Annotated in this window: 13 protein-coding genes; 7 read left to right on the forward strand and 6 right to left on the reverse strand. The window is 66.1% G+C overall.

What is annotated here, in order from left to right; all coding sequences use genetic code 11:
• Positions 1 to 37 precede the first annotated feature (37 nt).
• A complete protein-coding gene (locus ACCQ16_RS02490; protein ID WP_011346185.1) occupies positions 38 to 664 on the reverse strand; it encodes a DUF4126 domain-containing protein in 627 nt (208 codons plus the stop codon).
• Positions 665 to 804: 140 nt separating this feature from the next.
• On the opposite strand from ACCQ16_RS02490, the gene ACCQ16_RS02495 reads away from it, so the two are divergent.
• From ACCQ16_RS02495 to ampE, 6 genes are all read left to right on the forward strand, one after another.
• On the forward strand, positions 805 to 1,542 hold the full coding sequence (locus ACCQ16_RS02495) for a DUF6776 family protein (protein ID WP_033478798.1): 738 nt from the start codon (positions 805 to 807) through the stop codon (positions 1,540 to 1,542).
• A 3-nt stretch (positions 1,543 to 1,545) separates the two neighbouring features.
• Positions 1,546 to 1,995, forward strand: coding sequence for a bactofilin family protein (locus ACCQ16_RS02500; RefSeq protein WP_008574004.1), 450 nt, complete (start codon positions 1,546 to 1,548; stop codon positions 1,993 to 1,995).
• 83 nt (positions 1,996 to 2,078) lie between these two features.
• Positions 2,079 to 2,465, forward strand: a complete 387-nt coding sequence (erpA, locus tag ACCQ16_RS02505; protein ID WP_002808218.1) for an iron-sulfur cluster insertion protein ErpA — start codon at positions 2,079 to 2,081, stop codon at positions 2,463 to 2,465.
• A 958-nt stretch (positions 2,466 to 3,423) separates the two neighbouring features.
• Positions 3,424 to 4,686: a lipase family protein gene (locus ACCQ16_RS02510; protein WP_029818498.1), complete on the forward strand. Its 1,263-nt coding sequence runs from the start codon at positions 3,424 to 3,426 to the stop codon at positions 4,684 to 4,686.
• Positions 4,687 to 4,995: 309 nt separating this feature from the next.
• On the forward strand, positions 4,996 to 5,886 hold the full coding sequence (nudC, locus tag ACCQ16_RS02515) for an NAD(+) diphosphatase (RefSeq protein ID WP_031420852.1): 891 nt from the start codon (positions 4,996 to 4,998) through the stop codon (positions 5,884 to 5,886).
• A 73-nt stretch (positions 5,887 to 5,959) separates the two neighbouring features.
• Positions 5,960 to 6,850: a regulatory signaling modulator protein AmpE gene (gene ampE / locus ACCQ16_RS02520; protein ID WP_372380193.1), complete on the forward strand. Its 891-nt coding sequence runs from the start codon at positions 5,960 to 5,962 to the stop codon at positions 6,848 to 6,850.
• 188 nt (positions 6,851 to 7,038) lie between these two features.
• Here ampE and ACCQ16_RS02525 read toward each other — a convergent pair whose 3' ends face one another.
• The 4 genes from ACCQ16_RS02525 to ACCQ16_RS02540 all read right to left on the reverse strand — a co-directional run bounded on the left by ACCQ16_RS02525 (position 7,039) and on the right by ACCQ16_RS02540 (position 11,186).
• On the reverse strand, positions 7,039 to 7,446 hold the full coding sequence (locus ACCQ16_RS02525) for a DUF2752 domain-containing protein (protein WP_218539443.1): 408 nt from the start codon (positions 7,444 to 7,446) through the stop codon (positions 7,039 to 7,041).
• 2 nt (positions 7,447 to 7,448) lie between these two features.
• On the reverse strand, positions 7,449 to 7,829 hold the full coding sequence (locus ACCQ16_RS02530) for a CD225/dispanin family protein (protein ID WP_218539444.1): 381 nt from the start codon (positions 7,827 to 7,829) through the stop codon (positions 7,449 to 7,451).
• Between the two features lie 463 nt (positions 7,830 to 8,292).
• Positions 8,293 to 10,215, reverse strand: coding sequence for an MFS transporter (locus ACCQ16_RS02535; protein ID WP_078538382.1), 1,923 nt, complete (start codon positions 10,213 to 10,215; stop codon positions 8,293 to 8,295).
• A 68-nt stretch (positions 10,216 to 10,283) separates the two neighbouring features.
• Positions 10,284 to 11,186, reverse strand: a complete 903-nt coding sequence (locus ACCQ16_RS02540; RefSeq protein ID WP_277572974.1) for a LysR family transcriptional regulator — start codon at positions 11,184 to 11,186, stop codon at positions 10,284 to 10,286.
• A 97-nt stretch (positions 11,187 to 11,283) separates the two neighbouring features.
• Here ACCQ16_RS02540 and ACCQ16_RS02545 point away from each other — a divergent pair, with 97 nt between their 5' ends.
• Positions 11,284 to 12,474, forward strand: a complete 1,191-nt coding sequence (locus tag ACCQ16_RS02545; protein WP_014089205.1) for an MFS transporter — start codon at positions 11,284 to 11,286, stop codon at positions 12,472 to 12,474.
• Positions 12,475 to 12,605: 131 nt separating this feature from the next.
• On the opposite strand, the gene yccS is transcribed toward ACCQ16_RS02545, so the two are convergent.
• Positions 12,606 to 14,819: a YccS family putative transporter gene (yccS, locus tag ACCQ16_RS02550; RefSeq protein WP_372380194.1), complete on the reverse strand. Its 2,214-nt coding sequence runs from the start codon at positions 14,817 to 14,819 to the stop codon at positions 12,606 to 12,608.
• Positions 14,820 to 14,943 lie beyond the last annotated feature (124 nt).

Here is a 14,943-nt window from a genome sequence, read left to right on the forward strand (position 1 = left end):
GATACTCCCTACAGTCGCTGTGATTATGCGATGAACTTCACGGTAGCGGGGAGCTGCGTGCAGTTGGCGTAGCGGCGGGGCGCATCGGCGCAACCAGCCGACGCATGCCCCGCCACAGCAATCGCCAGACCCACCACACCACCAGCCCCGCCAGCAGGCTGGAACCCACCGCAAGACCCAGTGCCAGCCAGGGGTGCGCCAGTGCCAGTGCCAAGGCCGTGGTGGCGATGGTGTCCTCGGCCAGCGAGGCGATCCAGTTGCTGGCCGGTTCGGGCGAGGTGTTGAGCAGTGCGCGCGTGCCGGCCTTGAGCGTGTGGCTGGTCAGCGCCACGCCGGCACCGGCCGCCAGGGCGCCCGCGCCCAGGTCGCCGTCGGGCGAGAGCGTTGCCGCGGCCAGGAAGGCGCCGGCGGGCACGCGGGCCAGCGTCTGCAGCAGGTCCCAGCCCGAATCCACCCCGGGGATCTTGTCGGCGAAGAATTCGGCCACTGCCAGCGCGCCGGAGGTGCCCAGGACCCACCACGACTGCGCCGGATGCAGCGCCGGCGGCAAGTCGATCCAGCCCAGCAGGCCGGCCAGGCCGACGCCGAACACGGTGAGATAGACCCGGATGCCGGCCAGCCAGGCCAGCAGGATGCCGATCACGAACAGATGCGCTTCGCTCATGGCGTGGTTCCCTGCAAACAATTGCAGAACTATCGCAGAACTTTGGGATAACCGCCGGTCCAGCGCCAGCGCGACCATTGTCTGCGCTCTGGCACACTACGCCGCCCATGATTGCGCCGGCCCGTCCGGACCCGATGCCCATGAGACCAGCCGCACGCGTGCAGATCGTCCAACGTGCCTCCGGCGGCGGCCGGCCCGGTCGCCGCTGGTTGTGGCTGCTGCTGGCCATCGTGTGGCTGGCTTCGCTGGGCGGGGTGTGGTGGATGGCCACGCGCACGGCTGCACCGCGGCTGGTGAAGGCCGAGGCAGCGCTGCAGCAGGCGCAACGCAGCCAGGCCCAGCAACGTCGGCAGATCGAGCAGTTGCAGCAGCGCCAGGTCAATCTGGCGATGTCCGACAAGATCAGCCGCGCAGCCAATACCGAAGTGCAGGCCTCGCTGGCCGAGCGCGACGAGCAGATCGCCGCGCTGCGCGCCGACGTGGCGTTCTACGAGCGGCTGGTGGGCTCCACCGCGCAGCGCAAGGGGCTCAACGCGCACTCGGTGCAATTCACTGCCGAAGCCGGCGGCACCTGGAATTACAGCGTGGTGCTGACCCAGAACCTCAACCGCGGCGCGATCAGCCAGGGCCAGTTGCGCTTTGCGGTGGAAGGCGTGCGCGCCGGCAAGCTGGTGACGGTGAGCTGGAACGAATTGCACCAGAAGCCCGATGCCGCCGGGCAGCCGTACTCGTTCCGCTATTTCCAGCAGCTGGACGGTAGCGTGATCCTGCCGAAGGATTTCACCCCGCAACGTGTCAAAATCTCCCTGAGCGGCGATGGGGCGCCGGTCAGTCAGACATTCGATTGGAAAGTCGCCGGCAATGGCGCGGGGGAGTAGCTCATGTTCGGAAACAAGTCCAACCGTGGTGCGCAGACCGTGGTCGATACCTTGATCGGGCCGCAGGTGGTCATCCGCGGCGACCTGATGTTCAGCGGCGGGCTGTATGTGGAAGGCCGCATCCTGGGCAAGGTGATCGCCGAAGACGGCGCCAGCGCGACCCTCACGGTGGCCGAGCAGGGCAGCATCGAAGGCGAAGTGCGTGCGCCGGTGGTGATCATCAACGGCCAGCTGACCGGCGATGTGCATGCGGCCGAGCGGGTCGAACTGGCCGCCAATGCGCGCGTGCAGGGCAATGTGCACTACCAGGTGGTGGAAATGAGCGCCGGCGCGCAGCTCACCGGGCGGCTGATCCATGCCGCGACGGCCGGCGCAACCGCGGCGCTGCCGGCGCCGGAAGCCGGCCGTGCCGAGCCGGCCACGGCGTTGCAGGCCGAAACCGCCGACGCCTGAGTGCGGCATGCGCAGTGAATGCCGCGGCAGCCGATGCGGCGGCCTGGCTTGAAGTGGGACCGTCTGGCCCCCATGCTGGCGCCATGAGTACGCTCGTTTCGCTTCCTACTGCCGCCCCGGCGCCGGACTACCAGTCCATCGACCGGCCACTGAACTTCTCCGTGGCCGCTGCCGCCAAGGTGCGCGAGCTGATCCAGGAAGAAGGCAACGCCGACCTGGCATTGCGCGTGTACATACAGGGCGGAGGGTGTTCCGGTTTCCAGTATGGCTTCGAGTTCGACGAGAACCGCGCCGAGGACGACCTGGCCGTGGCCACCGATGGCGTGACGCTGCTGGTGGATCCCCTGAGCCTGCAATACCTGATGGGCGCCGAGGTGGATTACACCGAAAGCCTGACCGGCGCGCAGTTCGTCATCCGCAATCCCAATGCGAAGACCACCTGCGGGTGCGGAAGCAGCTTCAGCGTCTGATTGCCTCTGGATAGATGCGGATTGTTCGATGCATCTGGGCAAATGCGAATTGCTGGCGCGTAGCGCCTATTCCTGCAGGCACCTGCGTTGATGCCAAGGCGATTGCCGAACGTGTGATCGATTGCGGTACGGCTGCGCGCTGTTTGCGCGAGATGTTGACCGGCTCGCGATGAGGTGGGCGTTGCAGGTGGCGGGACTGGCCGGTATGCCTCGCTCGCCTTGCAGTGCGCGCTGTGATGAGGGTGGTGCATCGCTTGTTGTGCGGCTGCGGCTCGTCGGGCGACCGCCGGCCGCCATCACGATGAGGCGGCCAACCCGAGCTGCGCAGTGCGTACATGGCCGCCACTGGTCAGGCATGCGTGTGAGTGCTTCCACGTTGCGCAATGACTGCGGCAATGCTTCAAGACGATGACAGCGCTGTGCGCCACGTGGAGACGAGCGAACCGCGCGCGTCGTTGCGAGCCACGTGCGTAGTTGAAAATGCCTGCGTCATGCGCGGCGCTGCAGGGTGCTTCAGCACGACGGCAGGAATGCAGCGAGTCGCTGGCGGTCGATCGCCGGGCACGCACCCGATTGCTTGGGCTGCGCCCGCAAGGCGGGCGATCTGCACGCGCGCGTAACGCGCCACGCCACTTTCTGCGCTGCAGGTTTCGCGGCGCGCGCGCCAGCTTCGTGCGTGCGCGATGGCGCGCAGATCCGGATGACCATACTGCGTGCGTGCTTACCGCTGGCGCCACGATATGCGCGTTTTTTTCAGGCATTGCCGCTTGTCCACGCTGATCCACCGCAGTCGTGTGCGACACCGTGCTGATGCGCATGCCATGCCTTGTGTCGATTCCACGCCGTGGTGCAGTGAGCGTTCCCGCTCGTTCCGCACCTGGATCGGGCACCGGCACCGATCCGGTGTCGGCTGATTGCTGCGCGTCTGTTCCGTCCTTCCCCAAGAGAGCATTACTTCATGTTGCAGATCAACTCCCGATCGGCGTTTGGCCTGGCGGCCATGTTGGGCATCGCCAGCGCAGTGCTTGCACCCGCCGCGCAGGCCGCGCCCGCGCGCGGTACCTTGCTTACCAGCAATTTCCTGACCAGCTACAGCCGTGACGCGATCGGCGCGATGCTGGCCTCCGAGCCGCAGGCCGAACAGCCCAAATGCAATGTCCGTGTCGCCGAATTCACCTATGCAACCGTCGGTGTCGAAGGCGAACCTGCAACCGCATCTGGCGTGCTGCTGGTTCCAGATGGCGAGCGGTGCGTAGGGCCGTATCCGTTGCTCGGCTGGGGACGTCCGACCGGAACGGTTCGCACTGAGGAGCAGGCCAAGGACATCCGCGATGCCAAGGGCAACGACCCACTGGTCACGCGCCTGGCCAGCCAGGGGTATGTCGTGGTCAGCAGTGATTATCTGGGGCTCGGGAAGTCCAACTACGGTTATCACCCGTATTTGCACAGCGCGACCGAGGCGAGTGCGACCATCGATGCGATGCGTGCGGCGCGCAGTGTGTTGCAGCGCTTGAACACGCCGCTGTCCGGCAAGGTGATGCTGTCGGGTTATTCGCAGGGCGGCCACACGGCGATGGCCACCCAGCGTGAGATAGAGACGCATCTGTCCAAGGAATTCCATCTGGTGGCCAGTGCGCCGATCTCCGGGCCTTACGCGCTGCAGCAGACATTTTTGGACAGCTGGAGCGGCAGCAATGCGGTAGGCGAAAGCAGCTTCGGCATCATTCTGGGCAGCTATGCCATCGTCGCGATGGAGCACACCTACAAGAACATCTATCTGGAGCCCGGACAGGTGTTTCAGGAGCCGTGGACTGCCAAAGTGGAGCCCTTGTTCCCGGGCAAGCAAAGCCTGACCGATCTGTTTCTCGGCGACACCTTGCCAGGCATCGATCAAATCAAGGCGTATTTCCAGCCTGGCTTCTACCGCGACTTTGCCAGCAACCCCGCCAACCCGTTCCGCCAGGATCTGGCGCGCAACGATCTGCTGGCGTGGGCGCCGCAAACCCCGACCTTGCTGTGCGGTTCGTCCAACGATGCCACCATTCCGCTCAAGAACGCGCAGACCGCCATCGCCAGCTTCAAGCGGCGTGGCAGCAACCAGGTGGCGTTGGTGGATATCGGCACCGGCAACTCCAGCGACAACTCGGCCTTCGCCCATCTGTTGACGAACGAGCCGTGCATCGTGGCGGTGCGGCATCAGCTGTTGGACAAGCAGCGCTGATACAGCGCTCGTTGCTTGACCCTGCCGAAAGAACCGTGCAGGTGCGGGCGTATCCCAAGCCCGCACCTGCACGGTTCTTCACTGCAGCCGGTGCAGCGCACTGCCGTGACCACTGGCGAACGTGCGTGTACTGGCATGGCCGCGCCTGCGCGCGGTCCCGTGATGGGGGCCGCGCGACCAGGCGTGAACCGCGTTCCAAGCCGGTGGCCAGCGCGGGCGGCGCCCGCGTCTGAACACGCACCGCAGGCGCGCTCGGTCGAGTGCGTACGATGGTTGCAGGCGCTGCCGATTATCGGCAGGCTTGCGCCGATGTCAGAGTCTCTTTTTTCATCTTCCGGTTTTGCCTTCACCCACGCGCCGCTCGATCGCGGCGATATGTTGCGTGACGATCCCGACGCCCTGGCGCGTCTGTGGCCGCAGGGCCGTGTGCTGTTGATCGACGCCAAAGGCGCGGCGCTGGCCGATGCCGATGGCCAGCCATTGTTGCTGGATGGCGCCGAACTGGGCGACGGGCCGGAGGCTGCGATCTTCCTGGGTCTGCGCGATGCGGTGGGCTGGTTTTGTGTGCCGGCCGACATTGTCGCGGTGCAGGCGCCGCAGCGGATCGATCTGCGCCAGGCCGCCGCCGACTGGCCTGCCGAGATCGCTACCGCCTTCGCCTATGCACGCGCCATGTTGCACTGGCAATCGCGCACGCGCTTTTGCGGCGTCTGCGGCGGTGCGGTCGCGTTCCGGCGCGCTGGCTTCATTGCGCACTGCACGCAATGCCAGACCGAGCATTACCCGCGCGTGGACCCGGCCATCATCGTGGCGGTCAGCGATGGAGCGCGCTTGCTGCTTGGTCGTCAGGCCAGCTGGGCCCCAGGACGTTATTCGGTGATTGCCGGGTTCGTCGAACCGGGCGAGTCGCTGGAGCAGACCGTGGCGCGCGAGGTGTTCGAGGAAACCCGCGTGCATGTACAGGACTGCCGCTACCTGGGCGCGCAGCCGTGGCCCTTCCCGGGCGCGCTGATGCTGGGCTTCACCGCGCGTGCCGTAGCGACCGAGGTGCCGCAGGTCACCGGCGAGCTGGAAGACGCGCGCTGGGTCAGCCATGCGCAGATCAGCGCTGCGCTGGCCGGCGAGGGCGACATCGGGTTGCCGCCACGCATTTCCATTGCGCGTGCGTTGATCGAGCATTGGCATCGTGCGCATGGCTGAGCCAGGCCGGCTTTTGCAGTGTTGCAGCGGCGCTCGCGTCCGCTCGGCTAGACTCGGCTGAGGAGGCCTGCCCATGTTCACCACCTTGGTTGCCGTCGTCGTCGCGCTCACGCTGGGCCATCTGGTACCGGCGCAGGTAGCCAGGCTGCGCAATTTCGCCTGGTTCGGCCAATGGCTGCGCCGGCTGGACGGTTACGCGGCCGGGCGCGGTGCGTGGCAAGGGCGCTATGGCGTGCTGCTGGCGGTGCTGCCGGCGCTGGTGGTGCTGCTGGTGCAGTGGCTGCTGGACGATGTCTGGCACGGTTTTCTGGACTTGCTGTTCGGCGTGGCGGTGCTGGCCTGGACCTGGGGCCCGCGCGATCTGGATCGCGATGTGGAAGCGGTCATCGACGCCGACGAGCCGCACACGCGGCGCGAAGCGATTTCGCACCTGCAGGCCGCCGGCGGCAGCGTGCATGAAGACGCGCCATCGCTGGTGGAAGCGGTGGTGGTCAACGGCCTGCGGCGTTGGTTCGCGGTGCTGTGGTGGTTTCTGCTGCTGGGGCCGTTCGGCGCGGTGTTGTATCGGCTCACTGCGCTGGCGGTGGAAAGCCCGCTGGCCGTGTTGCTGCCGCCCCGCAATCGGGCCGGCGCACGTTGGCTGCTGGCGGTGCTGGAATGGCCGGTTGCGCAGTTGATGACGATGTCGATGGCGCTGGTGGGTAACTTCGACACCGTGTTCCGCGCCTGGCGCGAAGCGCATGGCAACCGCTGGTCGCTGGAACCGCATTTTCTCGGTGCTGTGGCGCGTGCCAGCGTCAGCGCCGAGCTGCGCGAGGAAGCGCACGACTACACCGATTCGGGGCTGGTACCCGTTTGGCGCCGCCTGCCGGAAGTGCGTGATGCGATGAGCCTGGTCTGGCGTGTGCTGCTGCTGTGGTTGGTGGTGCTGGCGTTGTTGGTGATTGCGGGGTGGGCGCGGTAGCGCGTGTTCGGCGGGTGCCAACGTTGAAGCAGCACCGATCAGGCGTTGAGCGTGATGGTGTTGCAAGCAACCTATGTCAATCGCAGTAACGCGAGTTGGCGGTCCAGATGACTACCAAAACGTCGATATCGCTGAGTGTCGCGTCATCGCATTAACAAGCCATGGTTATCGCTTTGGTGTGCGTAGCTTCAACCTGGAGCAAGCCAGGTAAATGGAGGCCAGGGCAAATTTCTCGCTATCCAAAAGCCTGGCAATAAAATCCCCCAGAGCCAGGGAGAGCCAAAGATCCTGACCAGTGGCATCAAGCGCCTTGGCTGCCATCCGAGATGCCATAGCGTCGCCCATGGGATAAGGAACAAGAGCCCGACTGCAAGCGCGTTCATTTTGATGGCTGTGGCTAAGTCGCCGTGTGCCAGCGCGTGCAGGGCACGGGTGATGCCGCACCCAGCGCAATAGAAGCCTGTCAACGCGTGAAAGATGCACGGCGGGAAAGGGTTTCCCGGAAGGTTTGGATCAAACTTCCAAAAAATCCAGACGCCCGCACCAGCTGCCAAGGCAGCCGGCGCGAGCGAAAGCTGTAGCAGGCGTTTGGACACGCTTATCTCGAATTCTCGATCTGCTGCTGCATCTCGATAATGCGTTCCTTGTAGCCATCTACGCCAAGGCTGGCGATCGAGACAATCCAAAGGAGCAGTCCGAGTACGAAGATGCCAGTGGTCACCCATGCCAGTATCTTTGCAGTGCTCGACGCCTTGATCGCTGCCGGAATATCTCCTGCGTTGAGTAAAGGATTGACCTTCGCAGCGAAGATGATTGCGACGATGCCCGTGATAATGCCTGGAATGGTCCAGCATGAGCAGCAAATCACAAGGCAAAGAACCGTCATCGTGATGGACCAGGCCAGATGATTCCGGATTGGCCCGACAGGCGGCGGACTGACGGAAGGCTGCGGATGGATCGGCGGTGGCATGGCACTCATGGTGAAGCTCCTTGGGTGGTAAACAACAGCGAACTGATGGGTGAGTGGGGTGGATTATCGGGCGCCATGCGCGGCGGCGATGCGCCCGGTGTGCGCTGACGACGGCCGGATGACTCTCATGCGCGCTTTGGCGCGCGTGGGAGCCGGGGCCGGCGTGTCGGTCGCGGCAGCGGCGAGTAGCGTTGCGCGGTGCCGGAGGGCTGCTCGCGCAAGCGAACGGGCGCTCCACGCCTGCGCAGCGAACGAACGCGGTGGCATGCCCATCGCTGCCGGCACAGCCAGCCGCTGGAATGCATGACGCCCGCCGGTCACGGCAGACGCCTCAGGCGCGATGATGTTGAGCACAACGACGTCCCCCCGGTACGACCGGCCGCGTCCGCTTGGCGGCTGCGACGGCAAAGCGTGCAATGGCGCACAGGCTACTCGCGGCGCGCCATGGACGCAAAGCCTGCACCGGCCGGGCTCAGGGCTGATCCTGCCGCAGCGCGCGCACCTGTTGTTCGAGCAGCGCGGCACTGGCCTGATCGCCGGCCACTGCTGCCCCTGCCACCACGTCGATCTGCGCGCGCATCCGCCGCGGCACCCGCATGCGGCCCAGGCGCGTGTCGCGCCGGCTCCACATGCTCGACCACATGCCGCGCAGCGCCATCGGAATGACCGGCACGTTGCGGCGCTGCAGAATCTTTTCCACGCCGGATTTGAAGGGGGCGATTTCGCCATCCTTGGTCAACGCGCCCTCGGGGAAGATGCACACCAGCTCGCCATCGGCCAATGCGGCATCGATGCGGTCGAAGGCCTGCTGCATCAATGCGGGGTCTTCGCGCGCGCCGGCGATCGGGATGGCCTTGGCGGTGCGGAAGATCCAGCGCATGACCGGGATGCGGAAGATCTTGTAGTACATGACAAAGCGCACCGGACGCGGGATCACCGCCGACAGGATCAGCGCGTCCATGTAGCTGACGTGGTTGCACACCAGCAGGGCGGCACCCTCGTCGGGCACGTGCGCGTCGATGTTGCGCGCGCGCAGGCGGTACAACACGCTCACCAGCACCCAGCTGAGGAAGCGCATCAGGAATTCGGGCACCAGGGTGAAGATCCACAGTGCCACCAGCGTGTTGGCGATCGCCAGCGCCAGGAACACTTGCGGAATGCTCAGGCCCGGCAGCGGAATCCGCACCCCGAACAGCACCACCTGCGGCAACTGCAGCGCGATACCGATGACCGCCGCAGCCACGATGAACAACGAGTTCTGGATATTGAGCCCGGCGATCACGCGCGAGAGCTCGGCCTTGGGCGTGCGGCTCTGGATCAGCGCAAACAACGGCACCACGAACAGGCCGGTGAACAGGCCGATGCCGACCAGGTCGATGATCAGCCGCACGCTGCCGGGCTGCTGCACGAACTGGCCGATCGACAGGCCGGTGGCCGGCGCCGCGCCAGGCCGGGCGAAGTACAGGTCCAGCAGGAAGGCGCTGATGCCGAACGCGCCCAGCGGCACCAGGCCGATTTCCACGGTGCGGCCAGACAGGCGTTCGCACAGCAGCGAGCCGGCGCCGGTGCCGATCGAAAACAGCGCCAGCGCGAACACGTACAGGTCCTGCTGGCCGCCCAGGTTGAGCTGCGCATAGGTGGGCAGCTGCGCGGTCAGCACGGTGCCGATGAACCAGAACCAGGACACGCCCAACACCGCGTTGCGCACCGCCAACGTGCGCCGGGTCAAGCGCATGATGGCGCGCGATTCGGGGATGGGGTTCCAGTTGATTTTCAGCTCGGGCGCGCCGGCGTCGACGCGCGGTACCAGCCGCGCCACCAGGTTGCCAGTGACGGCAATCGCGATCACCGCGGTGGCGGCAGCCTCCGGCCCATGACTGCCGGCGATCTGGAAGATCAGTCCGCCGAAGATCATGCCGCACAGGATCGAGATCGAGGTGCCCATTTCGACCAGGCCGTTGCCGCCGGTGAGCTCTTCCGGTTTCAGCACCGACGGCAGGATCGAATATTTCACTGGCCCGAACAGCGTGGACTGCAGGCCGGTGCAGAACAGCGCAATCAGCAGGATCACCATGTTCTCGGTGATGAAGCCCACCGCGGCCAGCGACATGATCGCAATCTCCATCGTGGTGGTGATCACGATGAGCTTCTGCTTTTCCAGCTTCTCGGCGATCTGCCCGGCGAGCGCGGAGAACAGGAAGTACGGCAGGATGAACAATGCCGGCGCCAGGTTCGTATACAGCGTGCGCTGGGCGGCATCGATGCCGAGATAGAACAGCAGGCCGATGATGGCCTGTCGATAGACGTTGTCGTTGAACGCGCCCAGCGCCTGGACAGCGAAGAACGGCAAGAAGCGGCGCTGCCTGAGCAGGGCGAACTGACTGTGACCGGACATGCAGTTTCCTTTGCGAACGCGCGCAGCCTAGCAGGCTTCCACGGCGTGCTGGTGGATGGCGGCTGCGCTCAGCGGCTTCTACGTGCCGGCGGCCTGCGTTGCGCGAGCTGGGCGCGCAGCAAGGCCACGAAGGCGCGTGCGGCCGGGCTGGGATCGGGCCGCCACACCGCGTAGGTCAGAAAGCGGTAACGCTCCTTCAAGGCCACCGTGACCACGCCGTGCATGGCCCCGGCCATGGTCTGCGGGACGATGCCCACGCCCAGGTTGGCGGCGACCAGTTCGCGCACCAGATCGGCATGGGTGACTTCGTACTGCTGGCGTTGCCGCAGGCCCCCCTGCGCAAACGCAGCATCGATGATGCCGCGCACGCCGGCACCGGGAACCAGCCCGGCCATCGGTTCGTCGTCAAGCTCGGCCAGTGCGACCCGTTTGCGTGCGGCAAAGCGGTGGCCCGGTGCCACGATCAAGGCCAAGGCCTCTTCATGCAGCAGCAGGCGCTGCGCCGGCACCGCAAGCTGCGGGCCGACCCCCACCAGGGCGACATCCAGCCGGCCTTCGCCCAGATCGTGCAGCAAGGCCTCGCTCATGGCGGTGCGCAGATGCACGTCCACCCGCGCATGCGCGCTGCGGAACTGCTGCAGCAACGTCGCCAGTTGCACGGTGGTGAGCGAGGAAATCTGTCCCAACGCCAGCCGCCCGCGCACGGTACCCAGGGCCTGCGCCATTTCCTCGTGCAGGCGCTCGGCAGCGCGCAGGGTCTGGCGTGCATTGTGCAGGAACACCTCGCCGGCGGCGGTGGGCCGCACCTGGCGGGTGCCGCGTTCGAACAGGCGTGCGCCGAAGGTCTCTTCGATCTTGGCGACCTGGTGGCTGAGCGCCGATTGCACGGTGTTGCAGCGGCGCGCAGCAGCGGTGAAGCCGCCTTCTTCGGCCACGGCAATGGCAAATTCCAGTTGGCGCAAGGTCAGCATGCAATCTCGAAAAAAGATGGCGATGGTGAAAACAATACATTGGAAAGATGCGTGCCGGCTGCCCACACTGTGCATATTCCTTGACCAGGCAGCAGCCATGCAGACCGAGCCCACCTCCCACCCGCCCTTGCCCCGTCGCCTGGTGCTGCTGATGGCTGCCGCCACCGGGTTGGCGGTGGCGAGCAATTACTACGCCCAGCCTCTGCTGGAAACGCTGGCGCAGGCGTTCGGCATCCAGGTGCGCAGTGCCGGTGCGGTGGTCACCGCGGCGCAGCTGGCTTACGCGGCAGGGTTGCTGTTGCTGGTGCCGCTTGGCGACCGGCTGGAGCGCCGCGGCCTGATCGTGGGCCTGTTCGTGCTGAGCGCGCTCGGGCTGCTGGTGAGCGCCAGTTCGCACAGTTTTGCGATGTTGCTGGTCGGCACCATCGTGACCGGCGCCAGCTCGGTGGCGGCGCAGATCCTGGTGCCGTTCGCCGCCACGCTGGCGGCGCCCCACGAGCGTGGCCGGGTGATCGGCACGGTGATGAGCGGGTTGCTGCTGGGGATCTTGCTGGCGCGCACCGCGGCCGGCGTGCTGGCCGGTGTCGGCGGCTGGCATACGGTGTACTGGATCGCCTCGGTCGCGTTGTTGCTCACCGCCGGGCTGTTGTGGCGCGGGCTGCCGCGCCATCCCGGCAACGCGCAACTGGCGTATCCGCAGTTGGTGGGCTCGGTGCTGACGCTGCTGCGCGACGATGCGGTGCTGCGTTCGCGCGCGGTGCTGGGCGGGCTGATCTTTGCAGGATTCAGCATGTTCTGGACCACGCTGGCGTTTTTGTTGTCCGGGCCGAGTTATGGCTATGGCACTGCGGTGATCGGCTTGTTCGGCCTGATCGGTGCGGCCGGTGCACTGGCGGCCAATCGTTCCGGGCATTGGTCCGATCACGGCCATGGCGACCGCGTGAGCTGGGGCGGGCTGGCGATGTTGCTGCTGTCGTGGGGCTTGCTCGCGTTTGCGCCGCAGTCGATCGGGCTGCTGATCGTCGGCGTGCTGCTGCTGGATATCGCAGTGCAGGGCGTGCATATCGCCAACCAGAGCGTGATCTATCAGCGTAACCCGGCGGCGCGCAATCGCATCACCTCGGCCTACATCACCTGCTATTTCATCGGTGGTGCCGTGGGGTCGACGTTGGGCACGGCCGCGTATGCGCAGGCCGGGTGGATGGGTGTGGTGATCGGCGGCGCGGTACTGGCTGCAGCGGCACTGGGTTGGGTGGGGCTGAGCGTGGCGCGCAGGCAGTGGAAGTGAGCGTGGCCGGTGGGGCGACGACGCAGCGGTTGCACGCAGTGGCGAATACGCGGCATGGCCGTATTCGGCATCGCTTACCGCATCGAGGCTGCATGTACGGCGCGGCGCCCATGCCTGTCGACCACTGGCGGCTAGGTCTTGCTGGCCGCCAGACGTGGCGCGTTCTCTGCCGGCGCCGTTGTCACTGCCAGCGCTGCAGCGCGGAGCTTGGGCAGCAGGCGCAGCGTCAATGCCAGTTGGTCGCGCACCAGGCGTTGCTTGGGCGATAGTTGCACCGGATGATGTTCCAGCGCTTCGGCGGTGGCCAGTTCTTCGCTTTCGTCGTGCGCCGGCAGCGGTTGGCGTTGACCAAGGGCGCTGGCGATCTCGCTCAGTGCGCGCTGCAGATATTCGCCGGCTTGCGCGATGGTGGCGTCGTGTTCGCCCTCCAGTGCGGCGCGGTGCGCGCCCAGTGCCGACAGATAGCCGAGCAAGGTGTTGGACAGCGCCAGGAAGCGAAAGCCCGCATCCAGATTGCGCCGATAGCGGCCGGGTTCGCGCAGCATGTTGGATAAGGCCACCGACAACGCAGCATCGGCGTTGTGCATGTCGCGGCGCGCAATGCGGTAGGGCAGGTCGTCGCGCTTGCCGCTGGCGTACTGCTCCAGGACCAGGGCCAGATAACGCGCGCAGCTGGCCAGCACCGTGGCCATCACCTGGTTCAGCCGGCGGCCCTGCCAGTCCGGCAGGATCAGGAACGAGGCGGCCGCGGCAATCGCGCAACCGATCAGGGTGTCGATCAGGCGCGGCCAGATCAGCACGAAGCCATCGCCCAGCAGGTTGAAGCAGAACAGCGCCATCACCGTGATGCCGGCGGTGGCCAGCATGTAGCGATCGGTGCGGGTGATGAAGAACACCAGCGCGCCGGCCAGCGCCAGCAGCAGCTGCACTTCGGTGGTGGGGAACAGCTGCATCAGCGCCCAGGTGGCGACCAGGCCGATCAAGGTGCCGGCAATGCGCTGCACCAGCCGCAGGCGCGTGGCGCCGTAGTTGGGCCGGCACACGAATGCGGTGGTGAGCAGGATCCAGTACCCGTTGTCGGCGTGGATGGATTGCATGATGGCGTAGCCCACCAGCAGCGCGATGGCCATGCGCAGGCCATGGCGGAACAGCACCGAGCCGGGCGTGAGTTGTTGCGCCAGCCGCGCGCCCATTTCGCGCAAGGTATGCGGCGAGGAATCGCGTAGCCGGGTGTCGAGGTTGTCGCTGGTGGAATCGGATTGCGCCGCTTCCGACAACCTGCGTTCGATGCTCTGCAGATTGGTCACCAGCAGCTCCAGCGCGCCGAGCAGGCGGGCCAGTGCGGGGTCGGCGCGCGCGTGCAGATAATCCAGGGATTGGCGCAGGTCTTCGGTGGCCAGGCGGCTGCTGTCGCCGTAATCGAACGGTTGGCGCAGGCGAATCGCCTCGCCCAACGCCGCGCACGCCTTGCCTTGCAGGGCGAGCAGGCGCTGGCAGCGATACAGCACGTCGCTGTGGAAGAACGCGTCGGTGAGCGCCTCGTAGGGATAGTGCGAGGAGCTGGCGCGCTCGTGGAAGTCCTGCGCCATGTAATACAGCCGGAAATACAGGCCCGACTGCACGCCCGGCCGCCCCGAGCGGCCGAAGCGGCTCATGATGGCGGTCTTGGCCGCATTGAGCGCGCCGACCACCTTGGCGTTCTGTTCGGCCAAGGCCAGCCGGCGTGCATGCAGGTCGCTCTGGCGCACCGGTTCGAACAGATCGGCCTTGAGCTTGAGGTAGCGGCCCAATTCGAAAAACAGCCGCGACAGCCGCTCGCGCACCGGGCGATTGGCGAACAGGATGGTCCACAGGATCGACAGCACGCCATACCAGGTGGCGCCGATCAGCAGCAGCGCCGCGCCGTGCCAGGCGACCAGCGGATCGCGGCTGCCATGCTGGTCCATGCCGATCATGGCGTAAATCGACAGGGCCACCGTGGCCTGCGCGATCGAGGCATAGCGCTCGCCCAGCGCGCCGAGCAGGGTCAGCGAGAACGTAGCCAACGCCATGCCCAGCACGAACGGCAGCGGATACGGAAACAGCACCACCACGGCAGCGGCGGCGGCGGCGAAACACAGCAGCGAGAGCAGCACCGATTTGATGCGGCCCAGCCAGTTGTCGTCGGTTTCGGCAATGGCGCTGGCGATCGCGCCCAGAAACAGCGCCGGCACCGCAGTGAGCTGTTGCCAGTGCCAGCACACGCCCATCGCCACCGCCAGCGCGATGAACACACGCAGGCCATAGCTGGCCTTTTCATGGGCCCACAAGCGGCTTAAACGGGTTTCGAAGGAGGGAGTGGCCACAGTCTCTACAAGGCAGGGAGCCCGGGCATTATTGCCGCAGCCACGCGCCGCCGGTGTGGATGGCGGCTAGTTCTTTGTCAGTAGCCGCACGGTGCCAGGCGCCGCAGGTGGCCCGCGCCGGTAT

The organism is Xanthomonas sp. NCPPB 1062, assembly GCF_041481705.2.
GTDB classification, from domain to species: Bacteria; Pseudomonadota; Gammaproteobacteria; order Xanthomonadales; family Xanthomonadaceae; genus Xanthomonas; species Xanthomonas euvesicatoria.

What these genes read in the sequence shown, in the direction of transcription:
- ACCQ16_RS02535 (WP_078538382.1), bottom strand. Translation starts at nt 10,215, where the DNA reads ATGTCCGGTCACAGTCAGTTCGCCCTGCTCAGGCAGCGCCGCTTCTTG.
- ACCQ16_RS02510 (WP_029818498.1), top strand. Translation starts at nt 3,424, where the DNA reads ATGTTGCAGATCAACTCCCGATCGGCGTTTGGCCTGGCGGCCATGTTG.
- ACCQ16_RS02500 (WP_008574004.1), top strand. Translation starts at nt 1,546, where the DNA reads ATGTTCGGAAACAAGTCCAACCGTGGTGCGCAGACCGTGGTCGATACC.
- ACCQ16_RS02530 (WP_218539444.1), bottom strand. Translation starts at nt 7,829, where the DNA reads ATGAGTGCCATGCCACCGCCGATCCATCCGCAGCCTTCCGTCAGTCCG.
- ACCQ16_RS02540 (WP_277572974.1), bottom strand. Translation starts at nt 11,186, where the DNA reads ATGCTGACCTTGCGCCAACTGGAATTTGCCATTGCCGTGGCCGAAGAA.
- ampE (WP_372380193.1), top strand. Translation starts at nt 5,960, where the DNA reads ATGTTCACCACCTTGGTTGCCGTCGTCGTCGCGCTCACGCTGGGCCAT.
- ACCQ16_RS02490 (WP_011346185.1), bottom strand. Translation starts at nt 664, where the DNA reads ATGAGCGAAGCGCATCTGTTCGTGATCGGCATCCTGCTGGCCTGGCTG.
- nudC (WP_031420852.1), top strand. Translation starts at nt 4,996, where the DNA reads ATGTCAGAGTCTCTTTTTTCATCTTCCGGTTTTGCCTTCACCCACGCG.
- ACCQ16_RS02545 (WP_014089205.1), top strand. Translation starts at nt 11,284, where the DNA reads ATGCAGACCGAGCCCACCTCCCACCCGCCCTTGCCCCGTCGCCTGGTG.
- ACCQ16_RS02495 (WP_033478798.1), top strand. Translation starts at nt 805, where the DNA reads ATGAGACCAGCCGCACGCGTGCAGATCGTCCAACGTGCCTCCGGCGGC.
- erpA (WP_002808218.1), top strand. Translation starts at nt 2,079, where the DNA reads ATGAGTACGCTCGTTTCGCTTCCTACTGCCGCCCCGGCGCCGGACTAC.